We start from the raw sequence: 23,902 nt of genomic DNA on the forward strand, positions 1-23,902 counted from the left end.
CCGGCACGGTATCGGGCGTGGAATCGATCGTCCCGCCCCAGGCCTCGGCGATGCGGATGTCCTTGAGCGCGGGGTTGCCGGCGATCAGCGCGGCCAGCGCCGAATTGACCAGCTCCATGTCGGGCGCGGGGTCCTGCACGCGCACTGCCTCGAACGGCGCGGGCTCGCCCTGCCCGACCGACCTCTTGCGCCTCTCGACCGGCATCGAGGATGTCGGCGATCTCTACGACGATCTCGACCAGGCGCTGAAGGCAGCGCACCGCTGAGCCGGCTCGTGGCTATGGGCAGCGAGGCAGCGGCATCGGCCGAAACCGCCCATCAGCGGTCCGGCCAGATCCTTCTCATGATCACGGCCATGGGCTGGGGGCTGAACTGGGCTGTGCTCAAATTCGTCCTTCAGGACTGGCCGCCCCTGTTCGCGCGCGGCACCGCCGGGCTACTGGGTGCGATCGGGCTGGCCGCCCTCGCCTGGCTGCGCAGCGAACGTTTTGCAGTTCCACGCGACGCCCGCCTGCGGCTTGCCGCGTCGGCCGGCATCAACGTCTTCGCCTGGATGGGCTTCACCGCCCTGTCGCTGAACTGGCTGAAAGTCTCGGAAGGCGCCCTGATCGCCTATTCCATGCCGATATGGGCGGTGCTGATCGCATGGCCCCTGCTCGGCGAGAGGCCGAACCGGCAGAGCCTGCTGGCGCTCGCCCTGGGCATTGCTGGTATCGCCGTGCTGATGGGCGGTCCCGATCTCGCCGGCGGCAAATGGCCGGGTATCCTGTTCGCGCTCGCCGCGGCCATGCTGTTCGCGCTCGGCACGGTCACGGCTCGCAAGCCCATACCGATGCCTCCCACGGTACTGGTCGCCTGGCAGGTGGCACTGGGCTGCCTGCCGATGGTGATCCTCGGCCTGCTGCTGGAACAGCCGCGCGTCCTAGCACTCTCGGCGCCGGGTCTCGCCGGCCTGGTCTATATGGCGGTGGGCCCGATGGCCCTGTGCTACCTGACCTGGTTCGGCGCCCTCAGACGGCTGCCCGCTTCCGCCGCCGCAACCGGCATGCTGCTCGTGCCGATCATCGGGACGCTCGCAGCCGCCCTGCTGCTGGGCGATTCCCTGGGTGTCCGGGAGCTCGTCGCCATGGCCCTTACCCTGAGCGGTGTCGGGCTGGCGCTCCGAAGAGCCTCCCGATCATAGCCTTCCGAAGGCCGCGACAGCGCCAAGGGCCAAGCTGCGCCTAGCCGGGCCGCTCCCGCGACAGCCCTTTTTCGGCCAACGCGGCCTCGTAGGCGCGCATCTTCTCGCCGGCCTGCTCGCCGAGCTCGCGCAGATAGTCCCAGGCGTAGATACCGGTCTCGTGCATGTCGTCGAAGCCAAGCCTGACGGCATAGTGGCCGACCGGCTCGACCCGCAGGATCTCGACGGCCGCCTTGCCGGGAACGATCGTCTTCTGGCTGGGGTGGTGGCCCTGGACCTCGGCGGAGGGGCTTTCGACGCGCAGCAGCTCGGCCGGCAACGCTAAGCTCGCGCCGTCCTCGAACGTGACATGCAGGGTCCGGCGATCCTTCGACAGGCGGATTTCGGTCGGCCAGGATGACATGATCGTGTAAGCCCTTCGCAGCGGGTAGCAGCCATGCGCTTGACCTTGGCCGCATCGATGCCAATGTCTCGCTATAGCAATGTGAAAACCTGTTCGCATCCTGTGCGGAGCGGACAGTGCGTTTGGAGTTGAGGCAGACGTGCTGCTCGACGACATGAAACCGCTGACCCGGTCGCCACTGGTCGATCCGTTCGGCCGGACGATTTCCTATCTGCGCATCTCGGTGACGGATCGCTGCGATTTCCGCTGCGTCTATTGCATGGCCGAGAACATGCAGTTCCTGCCGCGCAAGGAACTGCTGACGCTTGAGGAACTGGATCGGATCGCGACAGCCTTCGTCACGCGCGGCACGCGCAAGCTGCGACTCACCGGCGGCGAACCGCTGGTGCGCCGCGACATCATGAGCCTGTTCCGCTCGCTCTCACGCCACCTCACCTCCGGCGCGCTCGATGAGCTGACGCTGACCACCAACGGCTCGCTGCTGCATCGCTATGCCGACGAGCTGGCCGGCTACGGCGTCCGTCGCATCAACGTCTCGCTCGACACGCTCGATGCCGACAAGTTCCGCGAGATCACCCGCCGGGGCGACCTGAATGTCGTGCTCGCCGGCATCGAAGCCGCGCGCAAGGCCGGCATGCGGGTCAAGATCAACGCGGTCGCGCTGAAGGGCGTCAACGACGACGAGATCGAGGAGCTGATGCTGTGGTCGCACGGCCTCGGCATGGACCTCACGCTGATCGAAGTCATGCCGATGGGCGAGATCGAGGCCGGGCGCATCGATCAGTACCTGCCGCTTTCGGTGGTGCGCGGACGGCTCATGGACAAGTACACGTTGGTCGACGATCCCTACCGCACCGGCGGCCCGGCGCGCTATGTCCGCGTCAAGGAGACCGGGGGGCTCGTCGGCTTCATCACGCCGCTCACCCATAATTTCTGCGAGAGCTGCAACCGGGTGCGCCTGACCTGCACCGGCACGCTCTATATGTGCCTCGGCCAGGAGGATGCGGCCGATCTGCGTGCCGCCGTGCGCAGCTCGCAGGACGATGCGCTGCTCTATCGCGCCATGGACGAGGCCATCGCCCGCAAGCCCAAGGGCCACGACTTCATCATCGACCGGCGCCATGCGCGCCCGGCCGTCGGCCGGCATATGAGCGTCACCGGCGGCTGATCGGCCTGGACGGAGGCCGCCGCTCGCTTGACCGGCCCGCCGAATGCGGTCACCGTCCGCGGACGGGTGGAGTTGCTGCGGGTCATGTTCAAAGCGATCGCAGGCCGCGTGAGAGCGGCCGCAAGCGCAATCGATGACGCCGTGAGGCAGACCCACGCGGCGCGGCTCGCCATCATGGCGGCGCGGTTGCGGCGTTCCCTCCCGCTTCTCGCCATTCTCATCGCTGCCGCGCTGCTCTTCTGCCTTTACCTGGCCTGGTCTTCCGCGCGCGGGGTGTTCACGGTGCTCGCTCCCGCTTCGCCAACCGGGATCGGAGCCGGCATGGCAGCCGTGATCGCCGGGCTCGTCGTGCTCGAGCTCTGCGCGGCCCTCGCCGTCACGATGATGACCGCCGCGCTGCAACTCGCCTACGACACCGGCCGCCACCGCGTTCGCGCGCTGCTCGTCATCGCAAGCGCCGTGGTGCTGGCTTGCCTCGGCTGGCGGCTGGCGGAGCTCGATGCGGCGTCGCTTTCTGCCGCCACCATCCTGCCGATCCTGGGTAGCGCCGCCTTGATTGCGCTGACGCTGTGGTTCGAACGGGCCTATCTGCGGCCTTCCTATCCCGGCTTCCGCGATTTCTGGGTCGATGTCGTCGAAGCCCGGCTTTTTCTGACGCGAGCCGCCCATGGCGAATGAGAATGGCGGCGTTGGCTCGCTGCGTGGCACCAGCCCTGCGGTGACCGCGCATCACCTGGCGGAATCCGTCAAGGCCGGCCATAACGGCGCGAGCGATGCGGTGGACAATCTGCCGCCGGCCGATGCGACGATGCTGTCCCAGACCGAACAGACTCTGATCGCCCGGGCACGCGAGCATTACGCGACGCTGCGGCAGGACGCTGCGGCGAGCCTCAACGCCATCCAGGCCGAGGTCGCGAGCCGGCGCGAACTGTTCACGCAGCAGCGCTTCGAGGGTCGCGTGCGCGGCGTCGAGGCCACGATGCGCGCGATGCTCAACAAGCACGGCAGCGAGCTGGAGCAGCGCGTCTACGATGCGCTCAGGGCCAAGCGCGAATACGCCTTCTTCAACTACGAGAACAAGCGCCGCGCCGATCCCAAGCTCGACAAGTGGCAGTTCATCCTGTTCTTCCTGGTCGTGCCGCTGGTGATCGAGAGCCTGCTCAACGGCAATTTCTTCGCCGAGGCGAGCGATTTCGGCCTGGTCGGCGGTGCGGCCACGGCCGTCATCATCTCGGCGCTCAACATCGCGCTCGGCTTCTTCATGGGGGTCGGGCCGGCGCGATACTGCCAGCATGTGAAGAGCTCGCACCTGTTCTGGGCCCTGCCCGCCTATGCCGGCATGATCGCGCTGATCGTATTGTTCAATCTCGCGGTCGGGCATTACCGCGAGATGCTGATCGCGAGCCCGGATACGCGCTCCTTCCAGGTCATGCCGCGCATGCTGGAGAACCCCTTCGCGATCTACGACATCAAATCGGTCGCTCTGGTCATCATCGGCTGCCTCGTCGCCTTCGTCTCGGCGACGAAGGGCTATACGGCCTTCGGCACCTATCCGGGCCATGCAGCCGCCTACAAGCGCTGGCGGCAGCGCTGGGGCGCGGTCGAGGAGGAGCGGCGCCGGCTCGATGTCGAGCTGCTGCCGGAGCTGGAGGCGATCCGCACCCAGATCGACGGTTTCCGCGAGGATTGCCGCGACGAGCTCGGCAAGCTGCAGGGCGTGAAGGCCGCGGCGGAGAAGGCGCGAGACCTGTTTATGTCCCGCCTCGGGCAATTGCGCGCGGCCAAGGACGCCGCGATGATGCAATATCGCGAGGCCAATCTGCGGGTCCGCACCGATCTGCCGCCCGCCTATTTCTCGCAGTCGCTCAACCTGGCCGAGATCGACCAGCCGGGGGAACTGCCGGAATATGTTGCGGCCCGCCGCCAGATCGAGGATTTCGAGCAGCAGCTCGCGAGCATGCCCGCCCTGATCGAAGCCAAGCTGAAGGACAGGCTGATCCTGCTGCGCGGGGTCGACCTCGCCGGCGAGATCGAGCAGGTCAAGCTGCGCGCGGCGAAGGCCGGCCGCGAGGCCTTCGAGAGCGACGAGGCGGCGCAGAAGCAGGCGGCCGAGGATTTCGCCGCAATGCCGCGCTAGAGAGCGACAGATGAAGACCGAGAACCTGGCCATCGTCGCTTCCGTGCTCGCCGGCGTTGCGCTCGTCGGGTTCTTCGCGGCCCCTTCCCTGCTGCGCGGCCCGCCGCGCGACCAGGAGACGCTGTGCCCGAAGAGCGGGCCGGTCGGGCATACGCTCATCCTGGTCGACAAGAGCGATCCCTGGAGCGAGGTGCAGGCCGGGCGGCTGAAGAAGCTGGTCAAGCAGATCGGCGACGAATTGCCGGCCGAGCGGATGCTGTCGATCTACGTTTTCAACGACGTGTTCGAGCCTGGCTTCCCCTCGCTGATCTCGCTGTGCAACCCGGGCAAGACGGCGAGCGAGCTGATCGGCAACCCGCGCCGCGAATATGTGAAATGGGTCGAGAAGTTCGGCCGCCCGCTCGACGATGCTCTCACCGTCCTGACCCAGCCGGCGAAGGGCAACCAGTCGCCGATCGTGGAAGCCATCGGCGACGTCGTCTCCCGGCGCGAGAACCGCGTGGCGAACGGCGATCGCTCGCTCGTCCTCGTCTCGGACATGCTCCAGAATTCGGGCCAGTTCACCGTCTTCGGCAACGCGGCCGGCGCGCGCGATCCGGAGCGCCTGCGGCGCCTGCTCGACAAGGTCTGGCAGGATTCGGGCGCCAAGAGCTGGGCGCTGAGCATCCATCAGGTCCAGGGCGTCTACGACCAAGCCCGGCTCGAACAAGCCGCATCGCTGTGGAAGCAGGCGTTCCAGAAGCTGAGCATCACGGTGAACTGGGACAGGCTGTAGCGCCGCTGCCGTCGTTGCGGCCGGTGCGAACCGCGATCGTCAGAGCCTGTAGGCCATCCGCACGCCGCCCCAGTGGCGGCCGCGCACCCGCAACGGCGCATTGATCTCGCTCAAGGCCTCGATCCGGCCGTCTCCGAGGTCGTGATGGCAGAGCTGGACCAGGAACGGGCGGACCGAGCGGCTCGCGCTGATCCCGGAGCGGCTGTCGAGAATACGGCGGTTGCAGGCATGGGCCGCGTTCCAGTCCGGATCATGGCCGCGCTGGGGCTGCGACGTCTCGGCATGATGCACCGGCATGTAGCCGTTGCGATCGCTCGGCACGGCGAAGACCAGACGTGGATCGCTCGCGAGCGTCTTCCTGAGCAATGGCGGCAGCACGGCCTCCAGAGCCTGCAGGCTCGGGCTCAGATATTGCAGCGGCTCGCTCTCGGGAACCGGCGTGTAGCTCGCCTCGAACAGATCCTCCTCGGCTATCAGACCTTTCTCGATGGCCGTTTCCATGGCTGCGGCGATTTCGTTCGCGAAATCCTGGGCGCGCTCGATGAAGGGGCGATAGGAGCGCTCGATATCCTCGATCATCAGCGCCAATGCGCCGCTGCCGGCGGCAGCATCCGCATCGAAGGCGAGATGCAACCCGCGCTCGCTGTGACCGGTCATCCGGCAGGGGAGCGGCGGCAGGCCGTCGATGGTGATCGTGCCGTCGCCGCCGCCTAACCGGATGGCCTGCGCATCGGCCAGAAGCGCTCCGCCGCGACCGACATCGACGATACGGCTCGACAGGTCGATGCCGCCGATCCTCAGCTGCGCGCGCCGCGCGGTCGGGAAACGGTCGAAGCGCCGCCGGTCGGCGAAGGCGGAGTGCCGCAGGACGGGTTTGAAGCGGCGCAACATGCGGCCGACGAGCCGGCTGCCCTTCTCCGAGGCCCGGCGCGCGCGCTCGCTCTCGGCGACCGTGACATGAGCGATGCGATCGATTTCATCCGCGCGGCGCGCGACGCCTTCGACGAAGAGCGCGGCTTCGCGGGCATTGCGGGACAATTCCGCTGTCGACGCCGCCTGCTCCTGCGAAGCCTGACTGATCGTCGTCATAAGCGGGTTGACGTCCCGCACGATCTGCAGCGCCTCGTTGACGATGCCCGTAGAGCTCTGGGCCGCATGCGTGAGCCGGTCGACCCGGCTGCGGATATGCTCGACGGCTTCGCTCACCTCGACCGAGAGCGACTTGACCTCGTAGGCGACGACGCCGAAGCCACGGCCGGCCTCTCCGGCGCGGGCCGCCTCGATCGCGGCGTTGAGCGCCAGCAGATTCGTCTGGCGAGCGATCTCCGCAATGGAATCGACGATGCCGCGGATTTCGCCTGTCGCCTCGCTGAGGCCGTCCAACATCAAGGTGGCCTGCCCCGCATGCTCCACAGCAGCGTCGAGCCGGTCGCGGACGCTCGCCATGGCGCTGTCGACCTGCTCGGCCGACTGGGAAACCTGCTGCGTCGCGGCGGCCAGGACGGAGGCGTTCTCGCTCGCCGCGCCGACGGCCATGCGCATGCTGCCGGCACTTTCCAGAATGGTGCGGGAGCCGCTTTCGGAATCGGCTGAGAGCTTCTCGACCTCACCCAGTTCCTTCGTGAGCCGATTCATCGCGAACAGAATGTCGCGCTCGATATCATCAACCGCATCGCGGACGGACAGGTCGTTGGAAGCAATCGCCACGATGGGGGCTTCTGCGACCTCGATCGGCGCCGGTTCGGTCGGGGCTTCGCTACCCATGGGAGTTCGGGCGCCCAGCCAGCGTCGAATCCTGCCCTTCATCCCAAGCCCAGTCTCACCTAAGGTCAGCCCTGCCTGCGGTTATGGGCGGCGTCCGTTAACAAAAGCTTCCTCCGCACCTGCACGGCGCCTGTGCCGCAGAAGCATTGGACCACCTCTTGCGCGGCCTGTATGGCTGGGGTTTCCACGTCGCACGGGCACGAGCCATGAGCCAGCACAGCTATGACGTCATCGTCGCCGGCGTCGGCGCCATGGGGTCGGCCGCCTGCTGGCACCTCGCCAAGCGCGGGCTCAAGGTTCTCGGCCTCGAGCGCTTCGAGCTCGGCCATGCGATGGGCTCCTCGCACGGCCTGACGCGGATCATCCGCCTCGCCTATTTCGAAGGCTCGCACTACGTCCCGATCGTGCGGCGTGCGCATGAACTCTGGGCGGAAACCGGCGAACAGGCCGGCATGAAGCTGCTCCATGTCACCGGCTCGCTCGACCTCGCGCCGAAAGGCGGCGGACCGGTCGAATCCTCCCTGCAATCCTGTCTCGACCACGGGTTGACGCATGAGGTTCTGGAGGGAGCCGAGGTGATGCGCCGCTTCCCCGGCTTCCAGCTCCCGGCCGGGCATGTCGGCCTGTGGCAGCCGGATGGCGGTTTCGTCGCCTCGGAAAAGGCGATCTACGCTCATGTCGGGCTGGCGCAATCGCGCGGGGCCGACATCCGCACCAATGAACCGCTGCTGGACTGGACGCCGACGGCGCAGGGCGGCGTCGTCGTCCGCACCGAACGTGGCACCTACTCGGCCGGCCGCCTCGTCATCACCTCGGGTGGCTGGATCGCCGACGCGGTGCCGGCCCTGTCGGAACGGGTCAGCACCGTGAAGCAGGCGATCGGCTGGTTCACCACGCGGCGGCCCGAACTCTTCCGCGAGGGTGCCTTCCCCGTCTTCATCCTCAGCGTCGAGGAAGGCAATTTCTACGGTTTCCCACTCTACGAGCATCCGGGCTTCAAGCTCGGCGGGCCGCATTTCGGGCGCGAGCCCATGGACCCGCGCGAACCGGACCGGACGCCGAGCGAAAACCAGGTCCAGCGCATCCGCGAGTGCCTCGCGCGCTATATTCCCGATGCGGCCGGCGAGCCTCTGACGGTGAAGGGCTGCGTCTACAGCGTTTCGCCCGACGAAGGCTTCATCATCGACACGGTGCCGGGCGTGCCGCAGGCCGTCTTCGCCTCGGCATGCTCGGGCCACGGCTTCAAATTCGCCAGCGCGATCGGCGAAATCCTGGCCGATCTTTCGACCGCCGGCCAGTCGCCCTTCGATCTGACACAGTTCTCGCTTTCCCGCTTCGCGGCCTAAGCCTTTCCCGCAGGATACCTCTTGGCCAGCGCAGCCGAAAATCGCCGCGGCGTCGTCTTCATGCTCGCGGCCATGTCGCTCTTCGTCGTCAACGACACGCTGATGAAGCTGGCACGCGAGACCTATCCGGCCGGACAGGCGATCGCGCTGAGGACCGTCTTCGCGGTCGTCGTCGGTTTCGCGCTCGTCTTCGCAGCACGCGAGAGCGACCGCCTCGCCACGGCCTTCCGGCCACGCGTGTTGCTGCGCGGCCTGCTCGAAGCCTTGAGCGCGTTAACCTTCGGCTGGTCGCTGGGCCTGTTGCCGCTCGCCAACATGACGGCGATCAACATGGCCTCCCCCCTGCTCATCGTCGCTCTCGCGGTCGTGCTGCGGATCGAGCGCGTCGGCTGGCGACGGGCGCTGGCACTCACCGTCGGCTTCATCGGCGTGCTGTTCATCGTGCGGCCGGGTGCGGCTTCCTTCAACGCGGCCGCTCTCGTCGCCCTGCTCAGCACCTTCCTCGTCGCCTGCCGCGACCTGACGACGCGCAGCATCGGCGACGACGTTCCCTCGACTGTCATCTCGCTGACCACGACGGTCGTCGTCGGCCTCGTCGCGTTCGGCTACGGGCTGACCGAGCAATGGCTGCCGGTCTGGCGGATCGAGAGCGTCTATGTGGCGCTGGCCGCCGTCCTGGTAACGGTCGGGACCTTCTTCATCATCAGCGCCTTCCGCCGCACCGATGTCGCCGTGATCTCGCAGTATCGCTATGCCGTCATCGTCTTCGCCACGCTGCTCGGCTATCTCGTCTGGGGCGACGTGCCCGATCTCTTTGCCTTCCTCGGCATCGGGCTGATCGTCGGCAGCGGACTCTATACGATGCACCGGCAGCGCGTGCGGCCCGATTCGAACCTCAAGCTGACCCGAAAGCCGACGGCGTGACGGCCGGATCGGCCAAGCCGACGCTGGCGATCCTGGTCGCGATCTCCGCGCTCCAGCCGATCGCGCTCAACCTGCTGGCTCCGGCGACGCCGGCCCTGACCCGCCACTTCGCATCGAACTACGCCACGATCCAGCTCACGCTGACGCTGTTCCTGGTCTCGGTCGCCCTGACGCAGCTCGTTATCGGGCCTTTGTCAGACCGCTTCGGCCGCCGCCCCTGCGTCAATGCCGGGGTCGGCCTGTTCGTGCTGGGCTCGGTAATGGGAGCGCTGGCGCCTTCGACCGAAATCCTGCTGACGGCGCGCATACTGGAAGGAGCCGGCTCGGGCGCCGTCTTCGCGCTGTCGCGGGCGATCATCCGCGACAGCGCCAACCGCGACGAGGCGGCGAGCCAGATCGCCAGCGTGACGATGGTGATGGTGGTGGCGCCGATGCTTGCGCCCTGGCTCGGCGGCCAGATCGAGACCGCGCTCGGCTGGCGCACCATCTTCTGGTTCATGACCCTGTTCGGCACCTGCGTGCTCGCGCTCACCGTCCTGCGCCTGCCGGAGACGGCGCCCCGTATCGGCGCGCAGAGCTCCCTGCTCGGGGTCTTCCGAGCCTTTCCGGAGCTCGTGCGCAACCGGGGTTTCCTGCTGAACGTCGCGGCCGGAACCAGCGCGGTGTCGGCCTTCTTCGTCTTCATCGCCGCGACGCCGTTCATCGTCGTCGAGACGATGGGGCACGGCTCCGACGCCTATGGCAGCTACTTCATCCTCAATGCACTCGGCTACATGCTCGGCAACTTCGCCATGTCGCGGCTGGCAGTGCGCGTCGGCACGCCGAAGATGGTGCGGCTCGGCCTCGTGATCTCGTTCATCGGAACGGGCGCGGCGCTTGCCCTGTCGTTCTCACCCTGGTGGTCGCCGCTGACCCTGTTCCTGCCACTGGCGGTGAACGCCATCGGCAATGGCCTGACGATACCCGGCGCCACCGCCGACGCGCTCTCCGCACGTCCCGAGCTTGCCGGCTCCGCCGCAGGACTGCTGGGCGCGATCCAGCTCGGGATCAGCGCCGGGCTGACCGTGCTGATCAGCTGGCTGGTAACCCTGTGGCCGCAATCCATGAACGTGCTGGTCTGGATGCTGATCGCGCTCGGCCTCGTCGCGGTCGGCTTCGCCCGCAAAGGGCGCGGCCCGGCGATCTGAGCCGGGCCGTCCATCTTCTTGTCAGAGCGTCGTGTGAATCCGACGCTCGAGCCTCAGCCCTCGAGGCGGGCGATCAGGCTGGAGGTGTCCCAGCGCTTGCCGCCCATCTTCTGGACTTCGGCATAAAACTGGTCGACCAGCGCGGTCACCGGCAGCTGCGCGCCGTTGGTCCGGGCCTCGTCGAGGACGATGCCGAGATCCTTGCGCATCCAGTCGACGGCGAAGCCGAAATCGAACTTGTTCTGATTCATCGTCTTGCCGCGGTTCTCCATCTGCCAGGAGCCGGCAGCCCCCTTGGAGATCACCTCCAGCATGGCCTCGACGTCGAGGCCGGCGCGCTTGGCGAAATGGACGCCTTCCGACAGGCCCTGAACCAGGCCGGCGATGCAGATCTGGTTGACCATCTTGGTGAGTTGGCCGGAGCCGGCAGGCCCCATCAGCCGGCACATCCGGGCAAAGCTGACGATGACGGGTTCGGCGCGGGCATAGGTCTCGGGCTCGCCGCCGCACATCACGGTCAGCACGCCGTTCTCGGCGCCAGCCTGCCCGCCGGAAACGGGCGCGTCTATGAAGCCGAAGCCGCCGTGCTTCGCGGCCTCATAGAGCTCGCGCGCGACATTGGCGGAGGCGGTGGTGTGGTCGACGAAGACCGCGCCCTTCTCCATGCCGGCGAAGGCGCCGTTCTCGCCGATCGTGACCGAGCGCAGATCGTCGTCGTTGCCGACGCAGGCGAAGACGAACTCCTGCCCCTTGGCGGCATCGGCCGGCGTTGCCGCCGAAAGCCCGCCATGCTGGGCGACCCAGGCCTGAGCCTTCGTCGGATTGCGGTTGTAGACGGTGACGTCATGGCCCTTGGCCTTGAGATGGCCGGCCATGGGATATCCCATCACGCCGAGACCGAGGAATGCGACTTTGGCCATGAACAGCTCCCGCGTTACGAAGACCTTGGCGCTTTAGCGCGGGGCCGGCGGGCTGGGAAGCCGGAAGAGCGTGAGCCGCCCATGCGGTTTTCCCGTTGCAGCCGGAACGCCGGCGGCTTAGCTCAGGTCCATGACCATATCCAACGACGATGAATTGCGCGCACTCGGCGAGATCGGCCGGATCGTGGCGCGCACCCTGGCTGCCATTGGCAAGGCGCTCGAGCCCGGCATGACCACCGCGGAGCTCGATGCGATCGGGCGCGATTTCCTCGAACGCCACGGCGCGCGCCCGGCCCCGGAACTCGCCTATGACTTCCCCGGCGCGACCTGCATCAGCGTCAACGAGGAGATCGCTCACGGCATCCCCGGCGAGCGGCGCATCCTCGCGGGGGACCTCGTCAATATCGACGTCTCCGCGGAGAAGGACGGCTTTTTCTCCGACACCGGCGCTTCCTTCGCCGTGCCGCCGGTCAAGCCAAAGCTGGAGCGGCTGTGCCGCGACGGCCGGCGCGCGCTCTGGGCCGGTATCGCGCAGGTCGGCGCGGGCAAGCCGCTGGCCGGCATCGGCCAGGCTGTAGGACGCTTCGCCGACAAGAACGGCTATACGCTGGTGCGCAACCTCGCGAGCCACGGCGTCGGTCGCTCGCTCCATGAGGAGCCGACGGAGATCGCGACCTGGCCTGACCGGCGCGAGCGCCGGACAATGACGAACGGGCTCGTCTTCACCGTCGAGCCGTTCCTGTCGCTGGGAGCGGACTGGGCGGAACAGGGGGACGACGATCGCTGGACGCTCTACAGCGAGCCTTGCGCGCCCACCGTGCAATATGAGCACACCGTCGTCGCAACCCCGCGCGGCGCCGTCGTCCTGACCCTGCCGGGCTAACGCCGGGTCAGCGCAGGGCCAGGTGGCGGCTGAGTCTAAGCTCCAGCCTGTCCCAGATGCGCCGGATGATCTCGACCAAAACCAGATAGATCAGCGCCGCATAGAGATAGATCGACAGGTCGAAGGAGCGGGCGAAGGCAAGCCGCGTCGCGCCCATCAGGTCGAACAGCGTCACCAGCGAGACGATCGCGCTGGACTTGATCATCACGATCAGCTCGTTGCCGAGCGGGCGCAACGCCAGGATCATCGCCTGGGGCAGCACGACGCGGCGCAGCGTCGCCCAGCGATGCAGGCCAAGCGAGAGCGCACCCTCGAACTGCCCGCGCGGGATCGCCTGGATGGCGCCGCGCAGGATCTCTGCCTGGTAGGCGGCGGTGTTGATGGTGAAGGTGAAGGCCGCGCAATAGAACGGCTCGCGGAAGAACCACCACAGACCGATATCCTGCCAGAACTCGCGGAACTGGCCGAGGCCGTAATACACCAGGAAAAGCTGGCAGAGCAGCGGCGTGCCGCGCAGGAAGGTGGTGTAGCCGCTGACCGCCATCCGCGCCCAGCGCGGACCATAGAGCCTGGTAATGGCGAGGCCGAGCGCGAGCACGAAGCCGATGGCGACCGACACCGCCACGAGCTCGAAGGTGACCCAGAGGCCGCTCGCCATCCGGCAGCCATAGTTCTGCAGAACCTCGCTGCCGACCCAGGAACCGGGATATTCGCACCAGTTCATCGCGTCGCTCCGCCGAAGGCGGCCTGGCCGCGTTGGGTGCGTTGTTCCAGCCTGTCGATGCCCCAGGCGGAGACCAGCGAGAAGAAGAAATAGAGCAGCATCGCCGTGCCGAAGAACAGGAACGGCTCCTTGGTCACGACATTGGCGCGCGTCGCGATGAACATGATGTCCTGCAGCGTGATGACCGAGATCAGCGAGGTTTCCTTCAGCAGCACCATCCAGTTGTTGCCGAGCCCCGGCAGCGCCACGCGGATCAGCTGCGGGAAGACGACAAGCCGGAAGGCCTGCGCCTTCGACAGGCCGAGCGCCGAGGCCGCCTCGCGTTGGCCCTTCTGGATCGAGTTCAGCGCGCCGACCCAGACCTCGCTGGAGAAGGCCGCCAGCACCAGGCCGAGCGCGACCATGCCGGCGACGAAGGGCGGTATCGAGAAACCGGTCCAGACGCGCTGCACCAGGACCTGGATGCCGAAATAGATGATGTAGAGCGTCAGAAGCTCCGGCACGCCGCGGAACACGGTGGCGTAGATCGTCGCCAGCCCCCGCAGAATCACGTGGTCGGAGCGCTTGCACAGCGCGATGACGAGGCCGAGCGCCAGGCCGAACGGCAGGGTCGCGAGCGCGACCGAGATGGTGTTGGCAGCGCCTTGCAGCAGGGCCCAGCCCCAGCCGCCGGGACCGAAGCCGAGCAGAGCAAGTTTATCGAACATGGCATGGCCGGCGCGCGAGGAACTGAAACCCGCCGGCCTGAAATGGCCGGCGGGTGAGCGTCAGCAGGCGTCAGGTCACTCGTACTTGAACCACTTGTCCTCGAGCTTCTTGTGCGAGCCGTCGGCCATCGTCTCGGCGATGGCCTTGCTGATCATGTCCTTCAGAGCCGTGTCCGACTTGCGGACCGCACCGGCGACACCGGCGCCGTGGATGGCATCGTCGCGCTTCACCTCGGCGATCTTCTTGCAGCAATCCTTGCCCTTCCCCTTGAGGAAGTCGGCGAGGGCGAGCGCGTCGGCGACGATATAGTCGAGGCGACCGTTGAGCAGGTCGAGATTGGCCTCTTCCTGGGTGGGATAGAGGCGCGCGGTCGAATCCTTGTAGAATTTTTCGACATAGTTCGCGTGGATCGTCGAGCCCTGCGCGCCGATCGACTTGCCCTTGAGAGCAGCAGGCGAAATATCGTCCGACTTGGTGTTCTTGGGCCCGATCACCCAGATCGGGGTCTTGCTGTAGACCGACGTGAAGTCGACCTGCTTCTTGCGCTCATCGGTCGCGTTCATGCCGGCGAAGATGACGTCGTACTTGTTGGCCTGCAGCGCCGGGATGATGCCGTCCCAGTCCTGCACGACCCAGGTGCATTTCACCTTCATCTTCTCGCAGAGCAGGTTGCCGTAGTCGATCTCGAAGCCCTCGAGCTCCTTCTTGGCGTTCAGGTTGTTGTAGGGCGGATAGGCGCCTTCCGTGCCGATCCGAATCTCCTTCCACTCCTTGGCCTGGGCGAGAGCGCCTGTCGCACCAGCCAGCGTCAACGCCGCAGCCGCGACGAAACGAACGAAACTTTTCATGGGACCTCCCGCAGTTTCGGAACCGCCGGACTTGCATTCGTCCCGGTTCGGCCCCGTCGCGACAGATTGGGCGCAGTTTAGCGCCACCCGCAAGAGGGGCTCGCGCAGCTTTTCGCAGCCTACCCCGCTCAAAGGGCCGGCAGCGGGCGCGATCCTGCCAAAGGAGAAGCCATCAAGCGCTGGGGTCGACCGTGCGGGAGCAGCGCCCTGCCCGCTCAGCGGCGGGCGTCGAGAACCGCCACGATCCAGATCGCGAGGCCGCCGAGCGCCAGCGCCGCGCCGACCCAGCCGGTCGAGGTCCAGCCGTAGCCGGCGGCGATCGCCATGCCGCCGAGCCAGGGGCCGAGCGCATTGGCGGTGTTGAAGGCGCTGTGGTTGAGCGCGGCGGCGAGCGTCTGCGCATCGTCGGCCACGTCCATCAGGCGGGTCTGCAGCATGGCGCCAAGGCCACCACCGGCGCCGATCATGAAGACGACCAGCGAAACCGCCCAGATGTTGCCGGCGGCGAAGGGGAAGGCCGCGAGCCAGAAAGAGCTCCAGAGCAGCATGCCGGCCGTCGCGGGAACCAGCGCCCTGTCGGCCGCCCAGCCGGCGAAGAGCGTGCCGAGCGTCAGCCCCACTCCGAAAACGGCGAGCACGACGGGCACGAGCGCGGGCGAAACGCCGGTGACGGCCACCAATGTCGAGGCCAGATAGGCGTATACTGCGAACAGCCCGCCGAAGCCGATCGCGCCGGTGGCGAGCGTCAGCCAGACCTGCCGGCGCTTCAGCGCGCCAAGCTCGCGCAAGGGGCTCGCACCAGGCTGAACCCTGTCGCGCGGTGCGAAGAGCCCGATCAGCAGCGCCGTCATAAGGGCGAGAACCGCGACGATGGCAAAGCCCGAGCGCCAGCCCAGCACTTGCCCCATCCAGCTCGCGGCGGGAACGCCGAGGATCGTCGCGATCGTCAGGCCCAGCATGACCCGCGCCACCGATTGCGCGCGCCGGTTCGGAGCCGAGAGCGAGGCGGCCACCAGTGCCGCGACGCCGAAATAGGCGCCATGCGGCAAGCCGCTGAGGAAGCGGAAGGCGAGCATCCAGTGATAGTTCGGCGCCAGCGCGCTCAGGCCGTTTCCGATCGCGAAGACGCCCATAAGACCGATCAGCAGCGTGCGGCGCGGAATCCTGGCCGCCAGCACGGCGATGAGCGGCGCCCCGACGACCACGCCGAGCGCGTAGATGCTAATGACGTGTCCCCCGGTGGGCTCGTCGATTCCCAGCCCGGCCGAGAAATAGGGCAGCAGGCTCATCGCCGCGAATTCGGTGGTCCCTATCGCAAATCCGCCCATGGCCAGCGCAAACAGCACCAGCCCGACCGGCGTCGAACGGACGGCGGACGTGTCTGCGTTCAGGCTGCGATCATGCGCGGCGAGGGTCATAAGTCGCTTTCAAGAGATTGGCGACATGCTGCGCCGCAACATGAAATAGCCATTCCACTGACGCCGATACAAGAGCGTAAACGGCGACATTTCATGCATCATGCGCATATCGATACGCCAGCCGGACGGATCCGCCGGATCCGGCTATAAGGCCGCTTCCGACACAGGCGACAACGACGTGATTCCCTGGACCGTACTCGATACCGCAGCGCTGCCGGATCGCAGCGGCGACCTCAGGCTCAAGCAGCGCGGCAGCGAATTCTCGATCATGCTGGGCAGCAACGAGCTGATGAACAGCCGCCTCAGCGGCTCGGAAGAAGCCCTGGCGAAGCTGGTCTGCGAGCGGCTGGGTCAGCGCGCCCAACCCAGCATCCTGATCGGTGGATTGGGAATGGGCTTCACCCTGCGGGCCGCGCTCGCCAACCTGCCGCCGGATGCACATGTCGAGGTCGCCGAACTCATACCGGCAGTCGTGGCATGGGCGCGCGGGCCGATGACCGCTGTCTTCGCAGGCTGTCTCGACGACCCCCGCGTGCAATTGACCGTCGCCGACGTGGCAAGCGTCATCGCTACGGGCAAGGGCGGTTACGACGCCATCCTTCTCGATGTCGACAACGGCCCGGAAGGGCTGACCATCGCGGGCAATGACAGCCTGTACGCGGCGGTGGGGCTGGCTGCCGCCAAGGCCGCGCTGCGGCCGGGCGGCATCCTCGCGGTCTGGTCTTCAGGGCCGGACCATGGCTTCACCCGTCGCCTGCGCAACGCCGGCTTCGCCACCGAGGAGGTGACGGCGCGCGCCCGCCGGACCGGCGGCGGCGCGCGCCATGTGATCTGGCTGGCGGCACGCCGCTAGCGCGGCTGCCTCAGTTGAGCCGGCAGAGACCGTCGCAGGATGCAGCCGAGACGGTCTGGATGAACTCCGAGATCGCCTTCTTCGCATCCGGCTTCAAGGCGGGCTGGGCCGCCTGCAAGGCCGCGATCAGCGCCTGCCGGTCGGGAGGCGCGGTGCCCGCGGCGAGAGCGGCCGCGTTCTCGGCGAGACTGCGTGCGATCAGAAGCTGGTTCGCCGGGCGCAGCGCCGGAATGCGCAGGGCCAGCGCCGCCCCAGCCACGATTTCCTGCAAGCCCAGGCGCATCTGGCGAAGCCCCTGGAAGCGAGCCTCGGTCTTCTCCTCGACCTTGAGATGCGCGCCAAAGCTGTTGATCGCTTCCAGCGATGCGGCAACGGCCTTCAGCAGGAAGACATGCGTTCGCGTCAGCTCGTCCTGAAACTCGACCGTATTCCTGGCCGTATCGGGCGCCTTCCGGTCCGGCGAGAACAGCGTGTAGGCCTTCAGGATCAGGGTCTGCTTCTGGACGATGGCGAGCAAGGCCGGAATGTCGGCCTCGGCATAGGGCGCCTTGCCGAGAATGGCCGCCTCGTTCCAGACATCCTCGAGCACCTTGCCTTCGACCGGATCGGCCAGGCGTGGGAGGGTCGGCTTGCCCTGGGAGGCCTTGATCAGCGTGTCGACCGAGGCGAATGCGGCGTCCATGTAGCCCGGGCCGTTTGCCGGCACTTCGGCACGCGCGACCGTCCCCAAGATGCAGAGCGCGCCGAGAGCGGCGAACCGTGCAATCGAACCAAACCTCGTCATGGTCTTCCTTTTCCTGCGGCGCGGGCCTCCGCCAGAAGGCAGAGTTCCGTGAACAGCACTTGCGCCGCGCATTGAGCGGTGTTGCTCGTGGCATCGTATTGCGGCGCAACCTCTACGACATCCGCTGCAACGATGTCGCGCCCCTTGAGGGCGCGCAAAATCGCCAGCGCCTCGCGCGGCGTCAAGCCACCGACCTCCGGGGTCCCGGTGCCGGGCGCGAATCCGGGGTCGAGCGAGTCGACGTCGAAGGACACGTAAGTCGGCCCCTCCCCGATCACCGCCAGGGCCTTGGCGATCACGGCATCGAGGCCGAGCTCGTCCACCTCGTTGGCGTGGATCACGGTCATGCCGGACTCGAAGGAGAACTCCCAGAGATATTCGGCGCCGCCGCGGATGCCGATCTGGATGACGCGCTCGGGGTCGAGCACACCGGCGAGCACCGCCTGGCGGAACGGCCCGCCGTGATGGAACTTCGAGCCTTCATACGGGCCGGACGTGTCGCAATGGGCATCGATATGCACCATGCCGACCGGCCGCTTCGCGCCGACGGCCTTCAGGATCGAATAGGTGATCGAATGGTCGCCACCGACGGCAAGCGGCGAGACGCCGGCTTCGACGATCGTGCGGAACGTCGCCTCGATGTCCTCATGGCAGTTTTCGAGCGAGAAGCGCGAGCGGAACGGCACATCGCCGATATCGGCGGCCTTCACCATGGTGAGGGGCGCGGTGCCGAGCACATGGTCCATCGGGCCCACGCGCTCGATGGCGCGGACGGCGCGCGGGCCGAGGCGCGCACCCGCCCGGTTGGTGACGCCCAGATCCATCGGCACACCGATGATCGCGACATCCAGCCCACCGAGATCGGGCTTGGTAAGCGCCTCCGGCCGGTAAGGTGTGCCGAGGAAGGTCGCGACATCAGCAAACGGCCATTTGCGCTTGTCGCCGGTGAATTGGCCCGCAGCGACCCTGGCGAAGCGCGGATCGTGGATGTCGCCGCCGCCGGCGCCGGCATAGCGCTGCCGCAGCTTGGTGAGCTTGTCCTGATCCATGCCTGATCTCCTCGGCGGCGAGCTGTCAAAACGGAATGCGTTCGAGCATCGTCACAGGCCCGCCCTGATAATCGACCTGTCCGAAGCTCTTGTAGCCGAGCTTCTGCGCGACGCGTAGGGACGCGAGGTTGTCGGGCGCTATGATGCAGACGCTGCGCTGCTCGCCATGCGTCTGCGCAAACCAGCGATGGGCGGCAGTGGCAGCCTCGATCGCATAGCCTTTGCCATGGGCCTCAGCCGCCAATATCCATCCCGCCTCCGGCGCATTGTCGAAATCCGGAGACAAGCCCCTGTAACCGTCGAACAGGCCGACCTCGCCGATGACGTGTCCGCTCGCTTTCGCGACCACGATGAACATGCCGTAACCCCGGAGCGCCCAATGGCCCGTGAGGCGGGTCAGCCGGTGCCAGGCCTCCTCGCGATTGAGGGGCTTGCGGCCGAGGTGGCGTATGACGGCGGGGTCGCGGCGCATGGCGTGGATCGCATCGAGATCCTCCGTCACGGGGCGACGCAGTTTCAGGTTTTCGGTCTCGATCATCGTCGCTTTAAGCACCGCCACAGGAGCCAGCCTAGGCATGTGCCGGAACTAGCCGAAAGTCGCAAGAATCGGCGATAAAATCCCTCGCACTTCGAAAATCCATTCGGTACAAGGCGATTCTGAACGTCGAGCGACAGAACTGGTTCGAAACGCTCGCACCCGCCAAACGTCCGAGGAGAATCGCTAGATGAAGCGTCGTCAGTTTATCCAGACCGCAGCGGCTGGCGCCGCCGCCACCGCTGCCGTGGCCATGCCGGCTGTCGCGCAGTCCAATCCGGAGGTGAAGTGGCGTCTGGCTTCCAGCTTCCCGAAGTCGCTCGATACGATCTATGCCGGCGCCGAAATCATGGCCAAGATGGTCTCCGAGCTGACCGACGGCAAGTTCCAGATCCAGGTCTTCGCGGCGGGCGAAATCGTGCCGGCGCTGCAGGCTGCTGACGCGGTCAGCAACAACACCGTCGAGATGTGCCATACCGTTTCGTATTACTATGTCGGCAAGGACCCGACCTTCGCGGTCGCCGCCTCGGTCCCGTTCGGGCTCAACGCCCGCCAGCAGAACGCCTGGCTGTTCCAGAACGGCGGCAACGAGCTGTTCAACGAGTTCTACAAGAAGTTCAACATTTACGGTCTGCCCTGCGGCAACACCGGCGCCCAGATGGGCGGCTGGTTCCGCAAGGAGATCAAGTCGGTCGCCGACATCCAGGGCCTGAAGATGCGCATCGGCGGCATCGCCGGCTCTGTGCTGCAGAAGCTCGGCCTCGTGCCGCAGCAGCTCGGCGGCGGCGACATCTATCCGGCGCTCGAAAAGGGCACGATCGACGGCGCCGAGTGGGTCGGCCCCTATGACGACGAGAAGCTCGGCTTCGCCAAGGTCGCGCCGTACTACTATTACCCGGGCTTCTGGGAAGGCGGGCCGACGGTCCATGCCTTCGTCAACCTGGAGAAGTGGAACGCGCTGCCCAAGGCTTACCAGGCCGCTCTGACAGCTGCCTGCACCTATGCCAACACCCAGATGGCGGCGAAGTACGACGTGGTGAACCCGCCGGCGCTGAAGCGCCTCGTCGCGGCCGGCACGCAGCTGCGCCCCTTCCCGCAGGACGTGATGGAAGCCTGCCTGAAGGCCTCCAACGAGCTCTATGGCGAAATCGCGGCCAAGAACCCGGACTTCAAGAAGGCGATCGAGACCATGGCCGCCTTCCGCTCGGACCAGTATCTCTGGTGGCAGGTCGCGGAACTCAGCTTCGACGTCTTCCAGGTCCGTACGCGGGCGCGCTGAGCTCTCCGAGCGATTGGATCAACGTTTCAGGGCCCGGCTTCGCCGGGCCCTTTTTTGTGACGCCGAGCCTACCCGTTCTGACGCACAGCATGACGCAGCCGGCCAGCGCCACGATAACCCATGACAAAATTGCATGCTCGACATGCAAAAACCTCTTGCTTACGTCTCCAAATCTGCTTTTCTGAATTTTCGAAGTTATCGCGTTCCAATCCGCTCGCGCTTTCGAACCGATCCCGATCCAACGGGGCCGCAGCGCGAGGGGAACTTACCCCGGCGCGAGCCGGGGTTTTTCATGAGCGCCATCCGGCAGCCGTGTTACGATGACGTCGATCGTCATAACCGCGCCTCGTTTCAGGGCCACCAAGCCTGATCGCTCGGATACCGCCATGCCTCGCTCAATTCTCGCTTTGCTCCTGACCTGCCTCGCGACGGCGGCTGCAGCACAATCGATCGGCGAGCCCCTGCCCGGGCGCGCCGCCCCCCGCGAATCCTTCAGCAAGCCGGCTCCCGCTGCGGGTCGCGGCGCCCGTCCCTGCCCTGAATACGGGGCGGGCTTCGTCAGGCTCGAAGGCTCGTCCTTCTGCGTCCGGGCCGGCGGCGCGGTGCGTGCAGAATTCGGCAAGAGCTCGCGCAGCGGTTACGGCAGCCGCGCCGATGGCATGGTCTATCTCGAAAGCCGCGGCGAAAGCGCATTCGGCCCGGTCCGCTCGGTACTCAGTGTTCGCGGCGGGGTCGATCGCGGGCTGGATTCCGGCCCGTTCCGCTACTGAGTATCGCTCGGCGTCGCAAACAGCCGGGCGACCTCGGCCTGAAGCACCGGAACCAGCTCCGCCTCGAACCAGGGATTGCGCTTGAGCCAGGCGTTGTTGCGCCAGGACGGGTGCGGCAGCGGCAGCACGCGCGGATGGGTCGGGCGCGCGAGGATTTCCCGCCAGTTCTCGACCGTGGCCGAGAGGTTGGCGGCCTCCTTCGCACCGAGATGCCAATTCTGGGCGTAGCGCCCGATCGCGAGTACGAGCTCGATCCGCGGCAACACCGCGAAGACACGCTCGCGCCAGGTCGGCGCGCATTCGCGGCGCGGCGGCTTGTCGCCGCCCTTGGAATCCAGGCCGGGAAAGCAATGGCCCATCGGCACGACCGCGACCTTCGCCGCATCGTAGAAGATCGTCTCGTCGATGCCGAGCCAGCGGCGCAGGCGCACGCCCGAGGGATCGGTGAACGGGCGGCCGCTGGCATGGACCCGCGTGCCGGGCGCCTGGCCGGCGATGCAGAGCCGCGCCGTGGCGGAGGCCTGGATGACCGGTCGCGGCTGATGCGGCAGCGGCGGCAGATAGAGCGGCGTGTCGCGGCAAATCCGGCAGGCGCGCAGTTCCGCCAGCACGGTATCGAGCGCTTCCGCCTCGCTCATCGCCTTGCCAGCCTGGAACGCCCGGGCGCTTGCGAGATCAGGCCGTCGCAGGCCCATTCGGGCTGCTTCTGCGCATAATCATGCGGATCGCCCTTCTCGATGCGGGCGAGGCCATTGATGCGCCCGCTGGGCCGGCTGCGGATGACATAGAGATCGCCGCTGGTCTCGATGGTGAAGCAGTAGGTGCGGCGCGTCTCATGCGGGCCGTAATAATAGCAGACGGCATCCTGCGTCGTGGTCCAGCAGGCATCCTTGTTGGGCACGCCGCGATTGTGGCCGCTCGCCCGGCCATCGGGGTGGTGATACTCGCTGAACGGCAGATTGGAGCCGGAATAGAGGCCCGTCACGGTGTTGCCTTCGAAGACGCGCCGGATCTGCTCGCCGTTAAGTCGCTCGGCGGCACCCACACCGGTCGCGACGACGAGGCCGAGGGCCAAAGCGATGACGGGCGCGCCGCGGCTCATCAGCGTTGCGCCAGCTTGCGGCTCATGGGCGGCGCGGGCGCGCGCGAGATCAGCCCGTCGCAATACCAGGACGCGCCGTTGTCGCCGTGATTGCGCGGATTGCCGAGCTCGACCTTGGCGAGCGCATTGACCATGCCGTTGCCGGTGTTGCGCAGCACATAGAGCTCGCCGCTCATCTCGACGGAGAAGCAATGCACGGTCCGGTCGCTCTGTGGGCCGTAATAGTAGCAGATGCGGTCAGGCTTGGTGATCCAGCAAGCGTCGGTATTGGGCTGCCAGCCGTTATGGCCGCGCGCCCGCCCGTCGGGGTCATGGTACTCGGTGAAGAAGCCGCCATTGGTATAGCGACCGGACACAGTGTTGCCGCGGAAGGCCCGTTCGATCGCCTCTCCGCTCAGCCGCTCGGCAGCTTGCAGCGCGACCGTCGACGTCAACAGGACGAGCAGGGCGAGAAAACGCCGGCGCATCACGCCTTCCAGCTCGGGCGCGTCGAGAGCTGGCCGTGCCAGCGGCGGATGTTGACGAAATCCTCCGGTAACGGAATGCGCGACGGCTTCATGAAATCGATGGCGATGCCGGCGGTGATGTCCGCCACGGTCAGCGCCTCGCCGCAGATGAAGCCGCTGCTCGCTAGCTGAAGCTCCAGCAGCCAGAGATGATCGTCGACCTGCTCGCGATTGGCCTCGGCCCATTCGGGAACCTGCTCTTCCAGCTCAGCCATCGAGGGATGGCTGTGGCGGAAGACGGCAGCCACGCTGGCGAACAGGCCAAGCTCGACGCGCCGGTTCCACATCTCAATGGTGCCCTGCTCCTTGGCATCCCGGCCGAACAGCGGCGGCTGCGGGTGCAGGGCCTCGATGTAGCGGCAGATGGCGATCGTCTCGGCCAGGGCCGTCCCGTCGTCGAGTTCGAGCACCGGGAGGCGCTGCGCCGGGTTGATCTTCGTGAAGGCTTCGGACCTGTGTTCCTTCTTGGCCATGTCGATCGGCACCAGCTCCGGCAGCGACACGCCCTTCTCCGCGAAGAAGATGCGAACCCGTCGCGGATTCGGCGCCCGCCCGCCATCATAGAGCTTCATCAGATACTCTCCGTCTCCGGCCGCACCGGATCACGGCCCGCGCCGGAAGGTCAACCACATGCTG

27 protein-coding genes and 1 pseudogene are annotated in these 23,902 nt (G+C 66.8%); 14 read left to right on the forward strand and 14 right to left on the reverse strand.

Features of this window, described 5'->3' with window-relative positions:
• Positions 1 to 116: 116 nt before the first annotated feature.
• Both AC1DVA_RS20260 and AC1DVA_RS20265 read left to right on the forward strand, forming a co-directional pair.
• Positions 117 to 266, forward strand: coding sequence for a hypothetical protein (locus AC1DVA_RS20260; protein WP_476807095.1), 150 nt, complete (start codon positions 117 to 119; stop codon positions 264 to 266).
• Between the two features lie 14 nt (positions 267 to 280).
• On the forward strand, positions 281 to 1,183 hold the full coding sequence (locus tag AC1DVA_RS20265; protein WP_476807092.1) for a DMT family transporter: 903 nt from the start codon (positions 281 to 283) through the stop codon (positions 1,181 to 1,183).
• Between the two features lie 40 nt (positions 1,184 to 1,223).
• On the opposite strand, the gene AC1DVA_RS20270 is transcribed toward AC1DVA_RS20265, so the two are convergent.
• Complete coding sequence (locus AC1DVA_RS20270) at positions 1,224 to 1,589, reverse strand: gamma-butyrobetaine hydroxylase family protein (protein WP_476807093.1); 366 nt, start codon at positions 1,587 to 1,589, stop codon at positions 1,224 to 1,226.
• A gap of 151 nt (positions 1,590 to 1,740) precedes the next feature.
• Here AC1DVA_RS20270 and moaA point away from each other — a divergent pair, with 151 nt between their 5' ends.
• The 4 genes from moaA (at position 1,741) to AC1DVA_RS20290 (ending at position 5,666) form a co-directional block, all read left to right on the forward strand.
• The gene (moaA, locus tag AC1DVA_RS20275; protein ID WP_476807094.1) at positions 1,741 to 2,754 is read left to right on the forward strand and encodes a GTP 3',8-cyclase MoaA; all 1,014 of its coding nucleotides are present in this window, start codon (positions 1,741 to 1,743) and stop codon (positions 2,752 to 2,754) included.
• 141 nt (positions 2,755 to 2,895) lie between these two features.
• Positions 2,896 to 3,432, forward strand: coding sequence for a hypothetical protein (locus AC1DVA_RS20280; RefSeq protein WP_476807052.1), 537 nt, complete (start codon positions 2,896 to 2,898; stop codon positions 3,430 to 3,432).
• Positions 3,422 to 4,891, forward strand: a complete 1,470-nt coding sequence (locus AC1DVA_RS20285; protein ID WP_476807053.1) for a hypothetical protein — start codon at positions 3,422 to 3,424, stop codon at positions 4,889 to 4,891. The genes AC1DVA_RS20280 and AC1DVA_RS20285 overlap by 11 nt, the downstream gene beginning before the upstream one ends.
• Before the next feature lie 10 nt (positions 4,892 to 4,901).
• Positions 4,902 to 5,666 (forward strand): hypothetical protein, encoded by a 765-nt coding sequence (locus tag AC1DVA_RS20290; RefSeq protein WP_265052607.1) that lies wholly within the window; start codon positions 4,902 to 4,904, stop codon positions 5,664 to 5,666.
• 39 nt (positions 5,667 to 5,705) lie between these two features.
• Here AC1DVA_RS20290 and AC1DVA_RS20295 read toward each other — a convergent pair whose 3' ends face one another.
• A complete protein-coding gene (locus tag AC1DVA_RS20295) occupies positions 5,706 to 7,430 on the reverse strand; it encodes a methyl-accepting chemotaxis protein (RefSeq protein WP_476807054.1) in 1,725 nt (574 codons plus the stop codon).
• Between the two features lie 206 nt (positions 7,431 to 7,636).
• Between AC1DVA_RS20295 and solA the strand changes: the two genes are divergently transcribed.
• From solA to AC1DVA_RS20310, 3 genes are read left to right on the forward strand one after another with little or no spacing between them, the layout of a single operon-like run.
• Positions 7,637 to 8,776: an N-methyl-L-tryptophan oxidase gene (gene solA, locus AC1DVA_RS20300; RefSeq protein WP_476807055.1), complete on the forward strand. Its 1,140-nt coding sequence runs from the start codon at positions 7,637 to 7,639 to the stop codon at positions 8,774 to 8,776.
• Positions 8,777 to 8,797: 21 nt separating this feature from the next.
• The gene (locus tag AC1DVA_RS20305) at positions 8,798 to 9,700 is read left to right on the forward strand and encodes a DMT family transporter (protein ID WP_265052604.1); all 903 of its coding nucleotides are present in this window, start codon (positions 8,798 to 8,800) and stop codon (positions 9,698 to 9,700) included.
• Entirely contained in the window at positions 9,697 to 10,887 is a 1,191-nt protein-coding gene (locus tag AC1DVA_RS20310; protein WP_476807056.1) for a multidrug effflux MFS transporter, read from the forward strand. Before AC1DVA_RS20305 ends, AC1DVA_RS20310 begins: the two co-directional genes overlap by 4 nt.
• A gap of 53 nt (positions 10,888 to 10,940) precedes the next feature.
• Here the strand turns inward: AC1DVA_RS20310 and AC1DVA_RS20315 are convergent.
• A pseudogene (locus AC1DVA_RS20315) lies at positions 10,941 to 11,816 on the reverse strand (NAD(P)-dependent oxidoreductase); the annotation flags it as partial.
• A gap of 121 nt (positions 11,817 to 11,937) precedes the next feature.
• On the opposite strand from AC1DVA_RS20315, the gene map reads away from it, so the two are divergent.
• A complete protein-coding gene (gene map / locus AC1DVA_RS20320) occupies positions 11,938 to 12,690 on the forward strand; it encodes a type I methionyl aminopeptidase (protein ID WP_476807057.1) in 753 nt (250 codons plus the stop codon).
• 7 nt (positions 12,691 to 12,697) lie between these two features.
• On the opposite strand, the gene AC1DVA_RS20325 is transcribed toward map, so the two are convergent.
• The 4 genes from AC1DVA_RS20325 to AC1DVA_RS20340 all read right to left on the reverse strand — a co-directional run bounded on the left by AC1DVA_RS20325 (position 12,698) and on the right by AC1DVA_RS20340 (position 16,388).
• A complete protein-coding gene (locus AC1DVA_RS20325) occupies positions 12,698 to 13,414 on the reverse strand; it encodes an ABC transporter permease (protein WP_476807058.1) in 717 nt (238 codons plus the stop codon).
• The gene (locus AC1DVA_RS20330) at positions 13,411 to 14,121 is read right to left on the reverse strand and encodes an ABC transporter permease (protein WP_265052600.1); all 711 of its coding nucleotides are present in this window, start codon (positions 14,119 to 14,121) and stop codon (positions 13,411 to 13,413) included. The genes AC1DVA_RS20325 and AC1DVA_RS20330 overlap by 4 nt, the downstream gene beginning before the upstream one ends.
• A 75-nt stretch (positions 14,122 to 14,196) precedes the next feature.
• Positions 14,197 to 14,970: a transporter substrate-binding domain-containing protein gene (locus AC1DVA_RS20335; RefSeq protein ID WP_476807059.1), complete on the reverse strand. Its 774-nt coding sequence runs from the start codon at positions 14,968 to 14,970 to the stop codon at positions 14,197 to 14,199.
• 215 nt (positions 14,971 to 15,185) lie between these two features.
• Positions 15,186 to 16,388 carry an MFS transporter gene (locus AC1DVA_RS20340; protein WP_476807060.1) on the reverse strand — a complete coding sequence of 401 codons (1,203 nt, stop codon included), beginning with the start codon at positions 16,386 to 16,388 and terminating at the stop codon, positions 15,186 to 15,188.
• Positions 16,389 to 16,566: 178 nt separating this feature from the next.
• Between AC1DVA_RS20340 and AC1DVA_RS20345 the strand changes: the two genes are divergently transcribed.
• On the forward strand, positions 16,567 to 17,241 hold the full coding sequence (locus AC1DVA_RS20345) for a polyamine aminopropyltransferase (protein ID WP_476807061.1): 675 nt from the start codon (positions 16,567 to 16,569) through the stop codon (positions 17,239 to 17,241).
• A 10-nt stretch (positions 17,242 to 17,251) separates the two neighbouring features.
• On the opposite strand, the gene AC1DVA_RS20350 is transcribed toward AC1DVA_RS20345, so the two are convergent.
• From AC1DVA_RS20350 to AC1DVA_RS20360, 3 genes are read right to left on the reverse strand one after another with little or no spacing between them, the layout of a single operon-like run.
• Positions 17,252 to 18,025: a hypothetical protein gene (locus tag AC1DVA_RS20350; RefSeq protein ID WP_476807062.1), complete on the reverse strand. Its 774-nt coding sequence runs from the start codon at positions 18,023 to 18,025 to the stop codon at positions 17,252 to 17,254.
• On the reverse strand, positions 18,022 to 19,074 hold the full coding sequence (gene speB / locus AC1DVA_RS20355) for an agmatinase (protein ID WP_476807063.1): 1,053 nt from the start codon (positions 19,072 to 19,074) through the stop codon (positions 18,022 to 18,024). Before speB ends, AC1DVA_RS20350 begins: the two co-directional genes overlap by 4 nt.
• A gap of 25 nt (positions 19,075 to 19,099) precedes the next feature.
• Positions 19,100 to 19,612, reverse strand: coding sequence for a GNAT family N-acetyltransferase (locus tag AC1DVA_RS20360; RefSeq protein ID WP_476807064.1), 513 nt, complete (start codon positions 19,610 to 19,612; stop codon positions 19,100 to 19,102).
• A gap of 187 nt (positions 19,613 to 19,799) precedes the next feature.
• Here AC1DVA_RS20360 and AC1DVA_RS20365 point away from each other — a divergent pair, with 187 nt between their 5' ends.
• The 3 genes from AC1DVA_RS20365 to AC1DVA_RS20375 all read left to right on the forward strand — a co-directional run bounded on the left by AC1DVA_RS20365 (position 19,800) and on the right by AC1DVA_RS20375 (position 21,658).
• Positions 19,800 to 20,888 (forward strand): TRAP transporter substrate-binding protein, encoded by a 1,089-nt coding sequence (locus tag AC1DVA_RS20365; RefSeq protein WP_476807065.1) that lies wholly within the window; start codon positions 19,800 to 19,802, stop codon positions 20,886 to 20,888.
• A gap of 133 nt (positions 20,889 to 21,021) precedes the next feature.
• The gene (locus tag AC1DVA_RS20370; RefSeq protein WP_476807066.1) at positions 21,022 to 21,258 is read left to right on the forward strand and encodes a hypothetical protein; all 237 of its coding nucleotides are present in this window, start codon (positions 21,022 to 21,024) and stop codon (positions 21,256 to 21,258) included.
• A gap of 16 nt (positions 21,259 to 21,274) precedes the next feature.
• Positions 21,275 to 21,658, forward strand: coding sequence for a hypothetical protein (locus AC1DVA_RS20375; RefSeq protein WP_476807067.1), 384 nt, complete (start codon positions 21,275 to 21,277; stop codon positions 21,656 to 21,658).
• On the opposite strand, the gene AC1DVA_RS20380 is transcribed toward AC1DVA_RS20375, so the two are convergent.
• Genes AC1DVA_RS20380 through AC1DVA_RS20395 form a run of 4 tightly spaced genes read right to left on the reverse strand, consistent with a single transcriptional unit; the run spans position 21,652 to position 23,838 of the window.
• Complete coding sequence (locus AC1DVA_RS20380; protein WP_476807068.1) at positions 21,652 to 22,296, reverse strand: uracil-DNA glycosylase family protein; 645 nt, start codon at positions 22,294 to 22,296, stop codon at positions 21,652 to 21,654. The genes AC1DVA_RS20375 and AC1DVA_RS20380 overlap by 7 nt on opposite strands.
• Positions 22,293 to 22,760: a hypothetical protein gene (locus AC1DVA_RS20385; protein ID WP_265052590.1), complete on the reverse strand. Its 468-nt coding sequence runs from the start codon at positions 22,758 to 22,760 to the stop codon at positions 22,293 to 22,295. Before AC1DVA_RS20385 ends, AC1DVA_RS20380 begins: the two co-directional genes overlap by 4 nt.
• Positions 22,760 to 23,227, reverse strand: coding sequence for a hypothetical protein (locus tag AC1DVA_RS20390; RefSeq protein ID WP_476807069.1), 468 nt, complete (start codon positions 23,225 to 23,227; stop codon positions 22,760 to 22,762). The genes AC1DVA_RS20385 and AC1DVA_RS20390 overlap by 1 nt, the downstream gene beginning before the upstream one ends.
• Entirely contained in the window at positions 23,227 to 23,838 is a 612-nt protein-coding gene (locus AC1DVA_RS20395; protein WP_265052588.1) for a glutathione S-transferase family protein, read from the reverse strand. The genes AC1DVA_RS20390 and AC1DVA_RS20395 overlap by 1 nt, the downstream gene beginning before the upstream one ends.
• Positions 23,839 to 23,902 lie beyond the last annotated feature (64 nt).

Source organism: Allobosea sp. P4_C6 (assembly GCF_056402015.1).

Excerpts from the sequence above, each read along its gene's own strand:
- AC1DVA_RS20260 (WP_476807095.1), top strand. The coding sequence starts at position 117 with ATGTCGGGCGCGGGGTCCTGCACGCGCACTGCCTCGAACGGCGCGGGC.
- AC1DVA_RS20265 (WP_476807092.1), top strand. The coding sequence starts at position 281 with ATGGGCAGCGAGGCAGCGGCATCGGCCGAAACCGCCCATCAGCGGTCC.
- moaA (WP_476807094.1), top strand. The coding sequence starts at position 1,741 with ATGAAACCGCTGACCCGGTCGCCACTGGTCGATCCGTTCGGCCGGACG.
- AC1DVA_RS20285 (WP_476807053.1), top strand. The coding sequence starts at position 3,422 with ATGGCGAATGAGAATGGCGGCGTTGGCTCGCTGCGTGGCACCAGCCCT.
- AC1DVA_RS20290 (WP_265052607.1), top strand. The coding sequence starts at position 4,902 with ATGAAGACCGAGAACCTGGCCATCGTCGCTTCCGTGCTCGCCGGCGTT.
- AC1DVA_RS20295 (WP_476807054.1), bottom strand. The coding sequence starts at position 7,430 with ATGGGTAGCGAAGCCCCGACCGAACCGGCGCCGATCGAGGTCGCAGAA.
- solA (WP_476807055.1), top strand. The coding sequence starts at position 7,637 with ATGAGCCAGCACAGCTATGACGTCATCGTCGCCGGCGTCGGCGCCATG.
- map (WP_476807057.1), top strand. The coding sequence starts at position 11,938 with ATGACCATATCCAACGACGATGAATTGCGCGCACTCGGCGAGATCGGC.
- AC1DVA_RS20325 (WP_476807058.1), bottom strand. The coding sequence starts at position 13,414 with ATGAACTGGTGCGAATATCCCGGTTCCTGGGTCGGCAGCGAGGTTCTG.
- AC1DVA_RS20330 (WP_265052600.1), bottom strand. The coding sequence starts at position 14,121 with ATGTTCGATAAACTTGCTCTGCTCGGCTTCGGTCCCGGCGGCTGGGGC.
- AC1DVA_RS20335 (WP_476807059.1), bottom strand. The coding sequence starts at position 14,970 with ATGAAAAGTTTCGTTCGTTTCGTCGCGGCTGCGGCGTTGACGCTGGCT.
- AC1DVA_RS20340 (WP_476807060.1), bottom strand. The coding sequence starts at position 16,388 with ATGACCCTCGCCGCGCATGATCGCAGCCTGAACGCAGACACGTCCGCC.
- AC1DVA_RS20350 (WP_476807062.1), bottom strand. The coding sequence starts at position 18,025 with ATGACGAGGTTTGGTTCGATTGCACGGTTCGCCGCTCTCGGCGCGCTC.
- speB (WP_476807063.1), bottom strand. The coding sequence starts at position 19,074 with ATGGATCAGGACAAGCTCACCAAGCTGCGGCAGCGCTATGCCGGCGCC.
- AC1DVA_RS20360 (WP_476807064.1), bottom strand. The coding sequence starts at position 19,612 with ATGATCGAGACCGAAAACCTGAAACTGCGTCGCCCCGTGACGGAGGAT.
- AC1DVA_RS20365 (WP_476807065.1), top strand. The coding sequence starts at position 19,800 with ATGAAGCGTCGTCAGTTTATCCAGACCGCAGCGGCTGGCGCCGCCGCC.
- AC1DVA_RS20370 (WP_476807066.1), top strand. The coding sequence starts at position 21,022 with ATGCTCGACATGCAAAAACCTCTTGCTTACGTCTCCAAATCTGCTTTT.
- AC1DVA_RS20375 (WP_476807067.1), top strand. The coding sequence starts at position 21,275 with ATGCCTCGCTCAATTCTCGCTTTGCTCCTGACCTGCCTCGCGACGGCG.
- AC1DVA_RS20380 (WP_476807068.1), bottom strand. The coding sequence starts at position 22,296 with ATGAGCGAGGCGGAAGCGCTCGATACCGTGCTGGCGGAACTGCGCGCC.
- AC1DVA_RS20385 (WP_265052590.1), bottom strand. The coding sequence starts at position 22,760 with ATGAGCCGCGGCGCGCCCGTCATCGCTTTGGCCCTCGGCCTCGTCGTC.
- AC1DVA_RS20390 (WP_476807069.1), bottom strand. The coding sequence starts at position 23,227 with ATGCGCCGGCGTTTTCTCGCCCTGCTCGTCCTGTTGACGTCGACGGTC.
- AC1DVA_RS20395 (WP_265052588.1), bottom strand. The coding sequence starts at position 23,838 with ATGAAGCTCTATGATGGCGGGCGGGCGCCGAATCCGCGACGGGTTCGC.